This window comes from Bradyrhizobium xenonodulans (genome assembly GCF_027594865.1).
Lineage (GTDB): Bacteria > Pseudomonadota > Alphaproteobacteria > Rhizobiales > Xanthobacteraceae > Bradyrhizobium > Bradyrhizobium xenonodulans.
Map to the genome: position 1 here is coordinate 4082423 of NZ_CP089391.1, position 14820 is coordinate 4097242.

A 14820-nucleotide genomic window follows, 5' to 3' on the forward strand; every position below is an offset into this window, starting at 1 on the left:
GCTGACGCATGAACAAAGAGCTGCGGGAGTTTCGACGGCTTGAGCGGGTCTGCCTGGAGCAGGCCGCCCTCTCCACCATGGATCTGGCGCGAAGCGGATTGCTCAAGGTCGCCGACGATTGTCGTATCGCAGCCGAAGCGATCGAGGCGCAAGCGCCCCGCGGTGCGTTCGCAGGCGCCGTTCAGGCGCTCAAGCTAGCACTCGGCGCAACGCGCGCGCCCAACCGGCACTAGGCGCCGGCATCGTCGGAAGATCAGTCCAAGAGATATTGGAACGTCGCCCGAGCGCGGTCAGCCCTTCGGCGCCGCCGCTTCACGCGCGAGCCGTTCGGCTTTCAGCCGTTCCTTATTGGCGTAAAACGCCTTCTGCGCCTCTTCATGATCGCGCATGGCTTTTTCCGCCTCGATCCGGCGTGCGGCATCGCGTGCCTGGCGCTGTTCGGAGGTCAAGGGTTTGCGTCGGAAGGAAAGGTCTTCAGTCATGGCGAGACAACGCAGACGCAGCGAAAAGGTTCCACGACATGAACCCGATGCGCCGGGGTACTCGACCAAAACCCTAAAATATCAAAGGATTAGGCGAGCCACCTGACCTATTGCTTCGATCCCGGCGGCTTTACGCCGACGAGAGGACATTGCGGCGCGGGCGGGATTGCGCTGCGGACGGGCGGATCCGGATAGTATTGGGTGTTTTGCTGAACCTCACGCGCCAGCTCCGTGCCGCCAAGCAGCGTGATCAGCATCAGCGCCTCGTCGAGCCCGGCCGAGATTCCGCCTCCGGTCAGGCGATTGCGATCGAGCACGAAACGCGGATGGCCGTCGGCAACCTTCACCTTCGGAAAGAGCGTCGGGAAGCACTCCAGGAAGGCCAGTGCGTCGTCGCAAAGTAGCCGTCGAGAAGACCGGACGAGGCGAACAGCATCGCGCCCTCGCAGACCGAGCACATGTACTTCGCACCGGGCGCCTGCTTGGTCAGGAAATGGAAATAGGTCCGGTGCGGATCGTTGATGATCTCGGTGAGCGCGGCCCGGTCTCCGCCGGGGATCCAGACGGCATCATACTGGGCGCACTCCGCAAAGGATTTTGCGACCTCGAACGGAAATCCCCGGTTGCGAAACCGCTTCATTCCCGGCTTTGCCGCGACGATCTCGACGTCGAACCCGGCCCAGTCGAACATTTCGAAGGGGCCGGCGACGTCGAGCATGTCGACGCCGTCATAGACGGGGATTCCGATCTTCATCGCGCGCCATGCTCCCTGCTGACCTCGGACCTCAATGTTTGTGGCCTGCCGGCGTTGCCGTCGGCTGCTTGGCATGGCGCATGCCCGCCATCCCAAGTCCGCCGCCGGGCGCGTTGAGGTCGGGAACGATTTCGATGTTGGCCATCATGCCGGCGTCCTCGTGGTCGAGGATGTGGCAATGCAGGACGTACTCGCCGATATAGCGGTCGTACCGTGTCCTGACGCGGATCTGATAATTGTTCTCGACGATGATCGTGTCGCGGAACGTGTGCCACATGCCGCAATACTGGTTGGCGAGTTGCTGCTTGTCGGCATAGACGATGTCCGGTTTGCAGGTGCCGTCGGGATTGTAGATCGAGATCTGCTGACCGTTGGTGTTGGTGGTGGTAACGTCGATCACCTGGAACGGATTGACGTGGATGTGGAAGATGTGCGGCTCGCCTTGCGCGGAGAGCAGCCAGTCGTCCGTGGTGTTGACCTCGCGGGTGAAATTTACGACGTCGGGATCGTAGGACTTGTTGTTGACCGTGAAGGCCGGGAAGTTGATCGCAAAGGCAGCCTGCTGCTCCTGGCTGCCCGCAGCGGGCGGTGCGAGGTTTTCGAACGGCGCCCACGGCCGCAAATCGCCGTCACGCAATCCGGTGCGGACGGGATCCGGCAGCGTCGGATTGGCATCGTACAGCGCCTTGCCGACATAGGCCTGCAAATCGCCGGTCACGGGCTGGCCTCCGCGCACATGGATGTAAGCCAGCAATTGCGGTGTCGACGGCCCCTGCCCGCCGCCATTGCCGTTGGACACGCGCTCGGCCGGCGGCGCGGCCTGGTAGCAATAGTCGCCATCCGAGGGAAAGACGACGAGGACGTCGCTGCGATAGCCGGGCTGCATGTAGTTCGATTCCAGCACGCCGCCGACCTGCGATGCGTGCACGGTCCGCAACCTGGTTCGGGTCAGACCATCCGATGCGATCTCGAATTGCGGGATCAGCGTGCCGGGCGAGGCGTTGCAGGCGGCCAGAAGATCGGCCTTCTGCTGCTGGCGGTTGCCGCTCAGCGCCGAAGTCGCGATCAGGTTCGTCGTGCCGACCGGCGTTGCGCGCACGACCTGAACGTTGATCGTGTCGTGAATGCCGGCATGGACGAAGCGCCAGCGCTGGATCTCGCCGGCCGGCAAGGTGAGCGTCGGCTGCACGATGCCGTTGACGCTGGTGAAGCGGCCGTTGGTGTCCCAGATTGTCGCGGAATCCAGTTGCAGGCCGAAATTCTCGACGACTCCGGGGCTGACCGGATTGCCGGGGGTCGCGAGCGGACACGTCCACGGCGCGTTGGCGATGTTGCCAGGGCTGTTGGCGTTATAGAGACCTTGCGTCGTGTAGATCTGTTGCCATGGGCCACCCGACTGGTTTGGCTGGTTCTGGAAGCAGGCATAGGCGATCTGCTGGAACAGGAAGAGCTGCTCCTTCAGCGGCGCGCCGTTGACATCGTGCAGCACGGTGTCGATATCGGCGATCGGCTTCGGGTTTTGCGGCGTCGGCGGCGTGTAGGGACGCTCGCCCTTCACGACGAGAACACCCGAAGCGCCGCTTGCCACCTGAACCGCCGTCGAGCCGTGGCGATGCGCATGATACCAGAACGTTCCCGCCGGATGGTCGTTCGGGATGTTGATCTCGTAGGGAAACTTGGTTTGCGGCGCGATGTTGAGCAGGACGTTGTCACTGGAGGCCGCGGGCGAGATCGGAATCCGTCATGCTGGCGAAGGCGCGCCTACCCTCGCCCAGCGCCAGTGTGTACCACCAGCCATCCTCAAAGGCCTCGACGAGCAACTCCGGCGCGGCCGGTCCGAAAGCCACGGCGCAGGCGCTCGAGCTGCGGCTCGCTCATGCAATCGATGTTCATGCGTCGCCTGGGCTCGCCGACCCCCGCGGCCGGCGAATAGCCATCGGCATCCACCGCAAATTCGGCAATCTCGCTGACACGCACGGTCGCGGTCTTCGCCGGCTTGCCGGGCGCTAGCTCGACCGCGACACTGGTCGCATCATCAGGGCAGCCCGCATCGATCCAGTCGGCGACGCGATCGATGTCGGCAGGAGCGACCGCGTGGCCACCCCACGGCAGCGCCGGAAAGCGGCCGCCATCGAATGGCGCCTCGCCGCGCAATCCCTTGATCAGTCCGGATGCGTCACTGCGCGCGTGCGGCGGGATGCAGCAGGCATGCCCCTCTGGAGGCGGCGCAACCATCCTGATGCCGAAGATCTCGGCCGCCTCGAGCGCCGGCGCACCCTTGTCCCAGAACCGTCCCGCGCCGCCATAATCGGCGGTGCTGTCGCCCGCGGCCTCGTCCAGGATCGCCTTCACGCGCGCATAAGCAACGGTCAGTGCTTCGGTGTCCATTCGGGCCCCCGGGGCGAGCGAGACGGAGAAGGCGGCCGGAAACTAACCACAACTTTGGGGTGTTGTCATCTAAACACGCACCTGCGCGCCAGCGCGGGGAAATTATTTTTCTCGGGTTGCGTGATCTATTTCATACGTCCGCCATTCAAGGACGCGTTCCTTGCCGGATGGGAAGAGCGCGGACTGCGCTGAAGGACAGAGGTCACTTTATGAAGATTTCTCATTTCATCGCGTCCCTGTCCTGGCTGCTGCTGTTCAGCCTCCAATCAGACGCGCTCCACGCCGCCACGAGTGCAGACCAGACCGCGCTGGCGCAGAACATCTCCAATTTCGTCGAGGGCGTCCGAACGTCGGACCTTGCGAAAGTGCAGTCGACGACGGCGCGAGGCTACCGGCCCGACGCTCAGCCCCAATACGCGATCCTTTCGCGATTGGGACAAGTGACGCAGGTCGAGATCGGAGACGAGCGGCGTCTCTCGAAACAAACCATCGTCGAGGCGGAACTGCGACATGCCGACGGTGTCTCTTCCTGGAACTTCAGTATTCAGGATGGAAGCAGGATTCTGGCCGCAGAGATGACGAGCGCCGACGTCTATGGCACCAGGACGCAGGCGGCGCCGCCGAAGAAAGGCGGTGGTGGCTATCACCACGGATATTCGAGAAGCCGTCCGAACCGAACGGTGGTGCTGTCCTGTGAGTTGGCTCCGAGTTCCTGCAATCAGGATGCCCGGCTGGTCGAGTTCTTCTTTGCGACGGATCGCAACATCAAGATAACGAACAACGTCTCGACGCTTGATACGGATGCGCCGCGATCGGGCATCTTGAGCTATGGCGTTGCCGGGGTCCGTATTCCGGAAGACCATAAGCCGGGCCAGATCGAGCTTCCGTCCGAGTGGCACTTCCTGAGCTTCGACTACAAATCGGCGACGGATGAAACCAAGCATTTCTCCATCAAGCGGCTCGCGGCGACGTCGTACGACGACTGGAAAGAGCTGGTCAAAAGACAAGCCGATCAATCGCAAAATCGCGCCCTCATCTTCGTGCACGGCTTCAACACGGGGTTTGAGGACGCGCTCTACCGAAACGCGCAGATCGTCTGGGACCTGCAGTACCGGGGCGTGTCAGTGCTCTTCTCCTGGAGCTCGAGAGGAAAAGTGCGCGATTACAATTATGACCAGGACAGCGCGGACATCGCGCAAGCCGAGTTTGCCGAGCTCCTGACCAAACTGCACGACAGCGGGATCGAGCATATCGACATCATCGTCCACAGCATGGGAAACCGCGTCGTACTGCCGGCGCTGGATCAATTGGCGCAGCGGTCCAATCCCGTCAGGGTGCGGCAGCTGGTCATGGCCGCGCCCGACGTCGCCCGCGACAAGTTCATGATCCAGCTGCCCCTGGCACAGAAGATCGTTGACGGGGCAACGCTGTACGCGTCGTCCGCCGACAGGGCCCTGATCGCATCGGCCGAGTTGAACGATTTCCCGAGAGCCGGGATGGTCTTCGCCAACGGCCCGGTCCTGCTCCCCAACCTGGACACGATCGACGTGACCGCGATCGGTGAGGAGATCTTCGGATTGAACCATACGGTGTTCGCGACCAACCGCGCCGTGATGGACGACCTCAAGCTGCTCCTCATCAACGGGATGAAGCTGCCGCGCCTGTCCCAGGTGCACAAGTTCCCGGAGCCGCCGCTGGCGTCGACCTATTGGAAGTACCAATGAGGGCATGCCGCAGCGACGGACAGGTACGCGGCCCACCCCACGATCTCATGAGGATCCGGACACGCCTCTTAAAATTGTCGAAAACAACCCCATGCACAGTAGCCGATGCGTGTCGGATCAAGGGCTTGCATGACCAACCCCGCGCGTCCGCATATCCATTTGACTCGTCGGGCAAAACAGCGGCATAATGCCATTATTCCGAAATCCATCGCGCCTGTCGTGGGCGCGTCTCCGATGTCGGTGTAGCTCGGTTGAGCGAAGCCGCGCGGACTCGCCGATCGCTTCATCCAGGTCGTGAACTTTGCTCTTCGCAGCAAGCTCTCCGTCGCCGCCTCTCCCGATGTCCCCGCCCCTCCCCGATGCATTCAGCTTCCCTTGGGAGCGGTCCCTGACTGCCCGCCAAGGCCGGGATTGATGGCCAGCGACGCGCCGGCAGCGCCGCCGGCTTCATAGGCCGTCATTGACACCATCCGGCCGCTGCTGCGCTGGGTCCGGAGCTTGAGGTCGAGCTTGTCGAATTCTGCATCGACCACCGAGGTCTTGAGCACGACCAGCCCGCGGCCGGCGCCTTCGTTGATCTGATCGCGACCGGCCTTGATCGCCACCAGCCTGTTCGCGATCGACGCCACCATCCCGAGCGCGAAGGAGGCATTGGCCAGATGCCGCTCCTGGTGCCGGAACCTGCTGTAGTCGACCGAGGTCTTGAAGCGGCCAAGTTCGGCGCGCACGGCGCCGTCGATCAACTCGGCCAGATAGTGCGCGACCTCGACGTCTGCGCCGAGACCGAAGAACACATAGCTGCTCTCGCCGGCCGCGCTCTTCTCGCGCCAGACCCGGCAATCGCAGAAATGAGCGATCGCGCCGATGCAGTCGTCCAGGGGAATTCGCTTCTTGCGATGGGTCTCGTAGACCCTGCGCTCGCACGGCGAAGCGCGCAGCTCGACGTCGGAGAGCGACAAATCGTGGCGATCCAGCAGCTCGGCGACCTTGGCGGCGGCAGACAGCGCCTCGTCCTCGGTGCAGCCATTGGCGATCGTCTTGGCGCGCAACGCCTGAATGCGGAGCTTCAGCTTGTCGAGCGCGGCCGGATTGAACGTCTGATTCACCGATCACCTGCCCGGAAAGCCCAACCGACAGACCCCGGTCGGATCGATTGGCGGAAGGGGTGTCCTGTCAACCTTGTTGAAATTACTCGGCTTTTTGGGCGTCGCCGAGACCTATCCACGGTACTAACCACGGTCCTCCGGCCAACCTCGCGACCGTAGTTTTCGGCCAACTCGAGCGGCGCGCCGGCCTCGCCGGGCACCCTGCTCTGCTCTGCAAGATCGCGACACAGCCCCTCCATGCGTGCGAGTTCGTCGATGTCGTGCTGATATTGCCCCATGGGCGCGGGGATCAGACTTCGGCCGGCGTACACCATCAAGCCCACGACTGCCTACCCCTTTTTAGCCGTAGCCTTTTCGACCGCTTGAGGTCAGGTTCGGGTCCTGAAGAGAACTCTAGTCAAGAGCGTCTCATGGCCCACTCTCCATCCATCGTGCCGCAGAGTGCGGGCAACCGCGATGTCTACATTGTGCTTGAGGACTTCGGCGGCCGTTTGGGGCGGGCCTGGTCCGAAACGGCAGAAGAGGACGGCAATCGTGCGACTCTGCTGCGGCACCTGATCGAAGGCCATTACATTCGTCCAGCTCGCATCGTCGCCTTCAACACGACCGAGGGATGGTCGCGCGATGTGACCGCGGATATCGCGGATGAGCTGCGCCGTCGCTTCGTCGAATTCGAGGACGTGGCGCCCTCCATGCTGGAATTCCTTGAGAGAGCGGCAAAGCACTAGCGACAGATGCGTAAAAGCGCAGCTTAAGTGTTTCCTTTGCCTGCCCGCTTCTCCACACCCACGAAGCGCAGTAGCTCACGCGCGTTCCGGGACCCAAGCGATTGACCATTCGACTCTCGCCAGCGGCGCGCTTCGATAGCGCTCATGAACAAGGCAGAGAACCGAGCAGTCGCGAAGGCCTATCACCAGAAGCGGATGCGACAGCGCGTCGAAGCGACGCGCGAAAGCTCGTCGAGATCGCTGGCATCGAAGCCGCCCAAGACGGCCGTAGACGCGCCATTCTTATTCAAGCTGAAGGCCACTAGCAGCGAGTTCGGCGCCGAGTTCAAATACGCCGTCGCGCAGGGCTGGCTCGAACTGCACGAGAGCGGCACCTACGTGCGGCTGCTTGCACCCGGCGCGGACCTGATCGGTCAATAGATCAGCGTCAAAGACAACCATCCCGTCAAGAGCACGCAGAAACCAATTCCCAGATAGGGCAATGCCAGGCGCATCGGGCTTCCCTCCGAAACGCGTAAATATCGCTAAGCCTCGCATGCGGCAAAGCACATAGCAACGAATCTGGAGTTGTAATCGACTTGGCGGGCTGCCGGACGTTGGAGCTGAGCCGCCTGTCCCGAACCAATTCCGCGAGAGTCGCAACCTATGTAAGTATTGCCGCCCTAAACATTGCTTCTGGCCATTGACGCTCAAATGATTGCCCCCGCAACCTGCCGTGACGCATCAGAACGCTACAAAGCGCTTTCCAAAGCACCGGGCATTTCCGCCGTCCGAGTGTCCGTTTTGAAGAATATCGCGAGGAGCTTTGCCGGCTTGTCCACGCAGTTGGATAGACTGGCAGCACTCACGAGAGACGAAGCGCTGACGGATAATCGGCTGCAGTCTGTCCATCTAGGAGATTTCAGGAACGAAGTTCTGCCGACCAGATTATGAGTCTCGCTGGCTCCCGCGGAGCCGGCCGAGCGGCCCCGGCCTACCTCAAAAGCCCCCCTGCCAGCCGGGGCCGTCTCTGCGCCTTCGGTAGTATCGGAGTACGCGCATGCGTTCCTCGCCGTCGATTGGGCCGACCGATCGTCTCGATCGCGAGATCTATCTGGTGCTGGAAGACTTCGGAGCGCAGGCCGGCTGCGCGTGGCGAGAGACCGACGAGCAGGACACCGATCGCGAGACGGTGCTTCGGGACATCATCTCCGGCCAATACGCCTACCCACTTAGGATCGTCGCGTTCAACGCGGCCGAGGGCTGGTCCCGCGACGCCACTGAGGACATCGCGAATGCTCCGGCGGACCTAGTCTAGCTGGCCGCGATGGGCTTGGCCTTTTACCCGCGCGGCAAGCTTTCGTCCAAGCCAATTCCTCGCGTCCGTACGGCTTGCAACTCGCGCTGCCGCTGCGTGAAATCGCCTGAGCCTGCCCATGGATGAGCGAGACTGGGGCCGGTTTGTTCCCCAATGACCCGCCATGAAACCATTTTCCTGCGTCGTGAAGTCAGCCTGAAACAAACGAGGCCCAGCCTTATCTCTGCCAGCGCACGCCCCATAAAGGGAACTACCTCTATGATCAGCCCAACGTGGACTCGCAAAGCGCGCAAGCTTGTTATCGCAAATTTGCTGATCGGCGCGGCCGCCCTGTTAGGATTGACCGCTTACGAGCCAGTCTCGACTGCCGCCCTCGGCAGTGAATGGCACTGCAGCAGAACGGCATTTGTCGTAACGACGTGTCATCACGTCGCAGACCAAGTTGTAACACAAAAAACGGCAGCTCTCGATTAACCGGGCCATCTGCCCAAGCGCTGATTGTCTATGCCCAAATTCGGCGACGCGACTGAATAGAGCCAACGCGGGACGTAGCCCCGCGCTGTTGTTGTCATCGCTTCAACCTTCGACGATGCGTCATGAGCCGCTGCCGGTCGCGCTTCCTATGCGGTCTGCTCGCTGTTCCAGCGCTCATCCTCACGCAGCCTCGCAGGCTGGTTTCCAGATCTCGGAAGGCCTGTGCGTGATGTCGTTCGATGTTGACCTCGGAGCGGTCGGGCACCAGGTCGATGATGTTGCTCATGCCGAGCGCTCCCGGCACTGGCAATCGCGGGCGATCAGCCGGGAATGCGGTGCGATTCAGAGCAGACCTTTGATTTTTCCGTGATTCCGAACAGTTGCAAACAGGGGAGAACAGCATACTGGCGGAAGGGGTGGGATTCGAACCCACGGTACCCTTGCGGGCACGCCGGTTTTCAAGACCGGTGCCTTAAACCACTCGGCCACCCTTCCTTGCGAGCAGGATCAGGCACTTAGCCTAGCCCGCATCCGAACGCAACGCGAACTTGGGGACAATCTGGGGCCAAGAGCTATTTCCCCGCTCGATGCGCGCTTTTCCATGCTGCTGGTTTGGGCTGCCCGTCACAAATGCGCTTGAGTTGCCGCAATGGGGACAAGGCCGACCGTAGGATCGATGAATTGGCTCACCAAATAGACTTGGGTGCAGACGGGGCAGATAAACGCCGCATTGTTACCATGCCAATCGGCGTCGCGCGCTGAGGCGCCGTCCGCGTGCTGCTTGGAGTCAAGATGTCGGACCTTCATCTAGACTTCCTTTGTCAGGGCTTGAGGAAGCCCGCCGCAAGCACCGTGAGCGTCGACAGCGATCTTCGTCGCGTCGCACCAAGACCGTCTTATTCATTTCGGCAGGCATTCCACATTGTATGCGATGATAACCTGGGCCGGATCAGCTTTGCCCAAGCTCCTCAGATCCTCCAAGCCGCTTCTGAGCCTGGCGCCCGCTTCGCTCAAGCTTCCTTCAAGCGTCGCCTTGGCCTTCCTGCATCGTTCCTCACTGGAAAATTCCTGGAATACGACCGTCGGAAGAAGCCGCCAATCCGCCTTGTCGTTCGTCGCGGCCGGACTGATGGAGTAGGAAAAAACGTACATCAGCACCCACATCGACTTTACTCCAGCGTTGGCCGGTTCGATCACTGAGCCTGACTTGGATGGTCGCGCCTGGGCACACCTGAGCAAACCACTCCCGTCATCTCCGCTTTACTTGGACGACTTAAGATCAAGCCGTGATCGCTGCGCCCTCATGCGCTTGATCTCTCGACGCAGCTCTTCACTCTTTTCGTCGCGCTGCTCTTTGCTCGATTTGATCTGATCATCTTGACGCAACTTTTCGAGAGCTTTCTCGACCGACAGCTTGTTCGTTCCGGCCATAGCTGACCTCGCTCGTTCTTTGCGTTCATCAATAAGGATAGTAGGGATTACCCTGCGGGCAGATCCAGTTGCCCTGAGTGTCGTAGTAGCAACCTTGGTTGTAGTAGCCGCTTCCGTAATAGGCGCCTGCCGCAACGGCTCCAGCTGCTGCGCCATAGGCGAGACCGCGCCCTGGATAATAGGGATAGCGCCCGCCATAACCGGGATAACCGGGCCGGCCTGCGATCGGATAGCCCGGACGTCCTGGCCGCCCGGCAACCGGATGGGTCGGACGCCCCGGTCGACCTGCAATGGGTCGACCCCCGGGTCGACCGGCGATGGGATGGCTCGGACGCGGTCGCCCGGCATAGCGGTGTCCGCCCCCGCCATGGAAGCGCCCGGCGTGGCCGCCCCCGGCGAAATGTGCGCGCCCGCCGCCGCCATGGAACCCACCGCCACGACCGCCGCCGCCCCTGCGAGCATAGGCGTCATCGGGCACGAGCGTAGCGCCGACAAGAATGAGAATGGCAAACGCTGCCGGCAGATATTTGAGCATGATCCGTCCTCCTTCTAAGAACGTAAATCCCCCGTCCTCTGACATCGACAGCGCGTCAGGCCTTCGGACTGAACATGCCTCCCGCCGCCTTCATCGCAGACTCGCTCATGGCCCGGCCCTGGTCGGTCAGCGAGCGCATCTGCTCCTGGAAGAAATCGGCTTGAAGCTTGAGCGCATCCTGCATGTCCTTCGCGCCGACCAGTTTGTCGCCCAGATCGAAAGTTGCGGTGACATTGCGCTGCATGAAGGCACAGAACTCCTTTGCCTGGTTCGCGATGGGCACCGGCGACGAGCCGAGAGCACGTTCCAGCAGTTCGAAATAGTCCGAATTGGCCTTGCGCAAGCGATCGAGCGCCTCGCTCAGTGACGCACGCATGCCTTCGGCGGACACATTGATTTCGGCCATGATGTCTCTCCTTTCGGACGGTTTCGCTTATGCTGGAAGTCCTCCAAACCAGGCGCCGAAATAGCCGGCATAGAGTGCCGGCCGTTCGAGATTCATCGAGTGCCCGATGCCGGGCACAATCACGAGCCGGCAATCCGGCATCGCCTCAGCCATGACACGTAGGTCGGCCGGAAGAATCCAGCCGTCCCATTCGCCCCACAGCACCAGATGCGGATGCCGCAGCTCCGGCATCCGGCGCTCCAACTCGTGGCTTTCCTTCTCCCGCGTGAGGTTGACCGGGGTCCCGATCCAAATGCCTGCGGAGACGCCAAACGTCTGGTCGATAATGCGATCGAACAGAGCCTCGATATCAGGCAGTCCTTCGCGAAACCGCGGAACAGCGTTCGGCGCCATGCTCTCGGGCACGAACAGCGAGGACGCCGCCGTTGCCATGATCGTTCGTGTCAACTCCTTGTTCGCCATCATCGCGCGGAACAGCCCGATCTGATCGGCATTGAAGGCCATGCCGAGCGGCGTCACCGGATCGAGCGCGAACACACGGCCGAAGCGTTGCGGCTGCATCAAGAGCATGCGCGCGGCGATGATGCCGCCCGTCGAATGCGTCGCGAGATGGCAATAGCCGATTTCGAGCTCATCGAGGGCGGCCAGCATGTCCTCGGCATGCTGCCGCATGGAATAGTTGGTGTAGTCCGCGGTCGGCTTCGGCCGATCGCTGTCGCCACAACCGCGCCAGTCGATGGCGACGACGCGCAGGCCCGTCGGAAACAGGGGCGCGGCAAGCTCGATCCAATCCTTGCTCGCGAGATTACCGTGGATGAAGACGACAGTGACGTCGCCCCGCCCCCACTCTCGCCAGCCGAGCTGGACCTCACCTGCCCGCACCCTTGCCATGTGCAGCCCTATTTGTTCAGGCCGGCTGTGGGCGCAGCCCCCGGCGGGGTCGGTGCCACCGGCAAGGCCGAGACCACGGCCCCCTTGATCATGCGGTCAATACCGGCCGGCGACGAGGTATCGACGCTGCCCTTGGTCACGAAGTCCACGACGTCGACCGAAAACTCGACCGGATTGTCGGTGTGGATGAAATGCCCGGTCTCCGGATAGATCTTCAGGATCGGCCGGTTGCCAACATTGGTCATCCGCGTCATGAACGGCGAGATCACGTCGCGCCCGAGATCGGTCAGCCCGTTGAAGGCCGGCGTCGGAATGAAGGGCTCCTTGTCGCCGAAGGCAAGGAAGATCGGTGCCTTGATCTGGGTGAGCCGCTCATAGAGATTCTTCGGATCGTCCTGCTGGAGCTCAGCCCCGATGGTGTAGATGTCGAAGATGAAGACGTTGCACCATTGATCGAGCTCTTTCGGATTGCCCTTGATGAGGCCGACGCGCTGCTCGGTATGGAAGCGGGCATATTCGCTATCGCTGAAGAAGTACCCGCTCTTCGCCGCCGACAAGGCGCCGGTGTTCGGGTCTCGCTTCTTGAAATAGAAGAAATCGCGGACGCTCTGCTCGTCGCGGGCCTTTTCAGCGGCGAGAATGCCAGTCTGATCCCAGATCGACTTCCACTTGTCGAAATCGCGGCCGAGATCCGGGTCGAACAATTTTGCCTTCTTGTCCTTGGCTATCGTAATGTCGCGCGGATATTCCTCGAGGCCTGAGGGGGCTTCGAGAACCAGCGCCTGCACGGCGTCTGGCCAGGTCAAGGCATAGCCCATCGCGAACTGACCGCCGAGCGAGTGGCCGAGATAGACCGCCTTCTTCACTCCGAGCTGGTTGACGACGAGGTCATAAATCACCTCGCGCATGTCTTGCATGGTGCGCGCCGGACTCTTGTCGAGATTGCCGGGCCCGGACATCCCATAGTGCGGCAGGTCAGGCACGATCACGCGTACCCCGCTCCGCAGCGCATGTTGCATGACATTGCCGTAGTGGCCGCCGAAGGCGCCCTTGCCGTGGATGACGACCAGCACCTTGGGATCCCTATCGGTGCCGTTGTATTCATCCATGTAGCCGATCTGCCAGGATTTGCCGCTCTTGTCCTTGGCGTTGGAGAATTTGACCGGATAGGGATATGTCACAAAATCTTTCCAGAAGGATTTTTCCGGATCGATCTTCTCGGCAACACCGGGCACGCGATAGTTTTTGTCGGCAAATTTCTGCGCGCGATCGAGGCTTGCAACATCGTCCATGAAAGCGACGAATTTCGGATCGTTCTTGCGCTGGTTGATGATCGGGAACACGCCGTAATGCGCGACCGGGCTTTCCTGCGCGATCAGGTCCGCACCCGGCACGCGATCGACCGCCTGCTGCGCCAGCTTGAAGTTGAGCCAGAGATCGTTGGTGATGTGCATCACCAGCGTGCGGGCCTGGATCCGGCCGAGGTAGGGATTGACGTTGTGGGTCTCGCCAACTCGGTTGCGCCAGACGAGATCGACCGCGTCATAGAGCTTGGCGCGATTGATGACGTTCAAACCGGCCTTCTCGTTCGGCGGATCCCAGTAGAAAATTTCGGGCTGCACGGCACCCCAGTTCTGGGTTGTGCGGAATGCGAAGTCATAGCCGGTCATGCCAAGGATCGACCAGCCGAACGCGACACCCGGCACCGGATGCTTTTCCTTCGGGAGCTTGTAATAGTCGCCCTTGGTCTCTTGCCAGACCGGATCGCCCTGGATCGCGGCCGTCATCATCTGGAACGTCCAGTTGCCGACGGGATCCTCTCCATCCGACTGCGTCGTGCCGCCGATCGGCATCAAGGCGCTGACATATTCGGGATGCATGACACCCCAGACATAAGTCTGCGTGCCGCCCATGGATACGCCTGTGACCAGCGCGACGCGCGCAACCTTCAGCTCATCGCGCAGCAGTCGATAGTTTGCCTGCACCATGTCGTAGTAACTGTATTGCGGAAACTTGATACCGAGGCCGTCTGACGGCTTGCTGGCCCCCCAGGTGCCGAGCGGATCGACCATGATGACATAATAGCGGTCTGTATCGATCGGCCTGCCCGGGCCGATGATCGGGACGCCACCCGACAGGGCAGCGCCCTTGACCCACTGCTCGTACATGTCGGTGGAGTCGCCGGAATAATAGGAGTTGATCACGATGGCATTGGTGATCTCGCCGGCCGCGTTGCGCCGGGCGTTGCCGATGGCGATATAGGCGGTGCGCAGCTTACCCGCGCCGAGCGACTCGAGCGTGATACCACCCTCGCCGCCATCCTCCCATTTGGACGGATTGTAAAGGTCGTACTTGCCGCCAAGGCGGAAGTTGGCGATCTCGTAGGTCTTCTTCAGCCCGTCATGCTGCACCTGCGATGAGCGGCGAGTGAAGGGTTGTGCAACTGCCAGAGCGGTGCCGACCAGCAGTACAATCAGGCTGACGGAGCAACGTTTCACGAAACCAGTCGCGGACATGACGGATTCCTCCCTGGGCAGTTTTTGAAACGCTAGGAAGGTCGCAACGGGGAGCTTTGATCTAGCTCAACGGAATCCGCTCGCGACA

18 protein-coding genes, 1 tRNA gene and 1 pseudogene are annotated in these 14820 nt (G+C 61.6%); 5 read left to right on the forward strand and 15 right to left on the reverse strand.

Annotated elements, in window-relative coordinates; all coding sequences use genetic code 11:
* Positions 1–8 precede the first annotated feature (8 nt).
* Positions 9–233, forward strand: coding sequence for a hypothetical protein (locus I3J27_RS19160; protein ID WP_270172445.1), 225 nt, complete (start codon positions 9–11; stop codon positions 231–233).
* Between the two features lie 57 nt (positions 234–290).
* Here I3J27_RS19160 and I3J27_RS19165 read toward each other — a convergent pair whose 3' ends face one another.
* From I3J27_RS19165 to I3J27_RS19190, 6 genes and pseudogenes are all read right to left on the reverse strand, one after another.
* Positions 291–482, reverse strand: coding sequence for a hypothetical protein (locus tag I3J27_RS19165; protein WP_270172447.1), 192 nt, complete (start codon positions 480–482; stop codon positions 291–293).
* A 107-nt stretch (positions 483–589) separates the two neighbouring features.
* Entirely contained in the window at positions 590–829 is a 240-nt protein-coding gene (locus I3J27_RS19170; protein ID WP_270172449.1) for a type 1 glutamine amidotransferase family protein, read from the reverse strand.
* Positions 826–1236 carry a DJ-1/PfpI family protein gene (locus I3J27_RS19175; RefSeq protein WP_270172451.1) on the reverse strand — a complete coding sequence of 137 codons (411 nt, stop codon included), beginning with the start codon at positions 1234–1236 and terminating at the stop codon, positions 826–828. The genes I3J27_RS19170 and I3J27_RS19175 overlap by 4 nt, the downstream gene beginning before the upstream one ends.
* Before the next feature lie 31 nt (positions 1237–1267).
* A complete protein-coding gene (locus I3J27_RS19180; RefSeq protein ID WP_270172453.1) occupies positions 1268–2824 on the reverse strand; it encodes a multicopper oxidase domain-containing protein in 1557 nt (518 codons plus the stop codon).
* An 18-nt stretch (positions 2825–2842) separates the two neighbouring features.
* Positions 2843–2974: pseudogene (locus I3J27_RS39095) on the reverse strand (multicopper oxidase domain-containing protein); the annotation flags it as partial.
* A 62-nt stretch (positions 2975–3036) separates the two neighbouring features.
* Positions 3037–3624 (reverse strand): hypothetical protein, encoded by a 588-nt coding sequence (locus I3J27_RS19190; protein ID WP_270172456.1) that lies wholly within the window; start codon positions 3622–3624, stop codon positions 3037–3039.
* 209 nt (positions 3625–3833) lie between these two features.
* On the opposite strand from I3J27_RS19190, the gene I3J27_RS19195 reads away from it, so the two are divergent.
* A complete protein-coding gene (locus I3J27_RS19195; protein ID WP_270172458.1) occupies positions 3834–5348 on the forward strand; it encodes an alpha/beta hydrolase in 1515 nt (504 codons plus the stop codon).
* Between the two features lie 365 nt (positions 5349–5713).
* Here I3J27_RS19195 and I3J27_RS19200 read toward each other — a convergent pair whose 3' ends face one another.
* Positions 5714–6454 carry a DUF7168 domain-containing protein gene (locus tag I3J27_RS19200; protein ID WP_270172461.1) on the reverse strand — a complete coding sequence of 247 codons (741 nt, stop codon included), beginning with the start codon at positions 6452–6454 and terminating at the stop codon, positions 5714–5716.
* Positions 6455–6864: 410 nt separating this feature from the next.
* Between I3J27_RS19200 and I3J27_RS19205 the strand changes: the two genes are divergently transcribed.
* The 3 genes from I3J27_RS19205 to I3J27_RS19215 all read left to right on the forward strand — a co-directional run bounded on the left by I3J27_RS19205 (position 6865) and on the right by I3J27_RS19215 (position 8479).
* A complete protein-coding gene (locus I3J27_RS19205; RefSeq protein WP_270172463.1) occupies positions 6865–7182 on the forward strand; it encodes a hypothetical protein in 318 nt (105 codons plus the stop codon).
* Between the two features lie 144 nt (positions 7183–7326).
* The gene (locus tag I3J27_RS19210; RefSeq protein ID WP_306417065.1) at positions 7327–7602 is read left to right on the forward strand and encodes a hypothetical protein; all 276 of its coding nucleotides are present in this window, start codon (positions 7327–7329) and stop codon (positions 7600–7602) included.
* 619 nt (positions 7603–8221) lie between these two features.
* Positions 8222–8479 (forward strand): hypothetical protein, encoded by a 258-nt coding sequence (locus I3J27_RS19215; RefSeq protein ID WP_270172465.1) that lies wholly within the window; start codon positions 8222–8224, stop codon positions 8477–8479.
* A gap of 568 nt (positions 8480–9047) precedes the next feature.
* Here the strand turns inward: I3J27_RS19215 and I3J27_RS19220 are convergent.
* The 8 genes from I3J27_RS19220 to I3J27_RS19255 form a co-directional block, all read right to left on the reverse strand.
* The gene (locus I3J27_RS19220) at positions 9048–9239 is read right to left on the reverse strand and encodes a hypothetical protein (protein WP_270172467.1); all 192 of its coding nucleotides are present in this window, start codon (positions 9237–9239) and stop codon (positions 9048–9050) included.
* Positions 9240–9358: 119 nt separating this feature from the next.
* Positions 9359–9448 (reverse strand) — tRNA-Ser (locus I3J27_RS19225).
* Positions 9449–9853: 405 nt separating this feature from the next.
* The gene (locus I3J27_RS19230) at positions 9854–10117 is read right to left on the reverse strand and encodes a hypothetical protein (protein WP_270172469.1); all 264 of its coding nucleotides are present in this window, start codon (positions 10115–10117) and stop codon (positions 9854–9856) included.
* A gap of 96 nt (positions 10118–10213) precedes the next feature.
* Positions 10214–10384, reverse strand: a complete 171-nt coding sequence (locus tag I3J27_RS19235) for a hypothetical protein (RefSeq protein WP_270172471.1) — start codon at positions 10382–10384, stop codon at positions 10214–10216.
* A gap of 28 nt (positions 10385–10412) precedes the next feature.
* On the reverse strand, positions 10413–10919 hold the full coding sequence (locus I3J27_RS19240) for a hypothetical protein (RefSeq protein ID WP_270172473.1): 507 nt from the start codon (positions 10917–10919) through the stop codon (positions 10413–10415).
* 55 nt (positions 10920–10974) lie between these two features.
* Positions 10975–11325: a phasin gene (locus I3J27_RS19245; protein ID WP_270172475.1), complete on the reverse strand. Its 351-nt coding sequence runs from the start codon at positions 11323–11325 to the stop codon at positions 10975–10977.
* A 27-nt stretch (positions 11326–11352) separates the two neighbouring features.
* Complete coding sequence (locus I3J27_RS19250; RefSeq protein WP_270172477.1) at positions 11353–12216, reverse strand: alpha/beta fold hydrolase; 864 nt, start codon at positions 12214–12216, stop codon at positions 11353–11355.
* 8 nt (positions 12217–12224) lie between these two features.
* Positions 12225–14732, reverse strand: a complete 2508-nt coding sequence (locus tag I3J27_RS19255; RefSeq protein WP_270172479.1) for an alpha/beta hydrolase — start codon at positions 14730–14732, stop codon at positions 12225–12227.
* Positions 14733–14820: the final 88 nt, after the last annotated feature.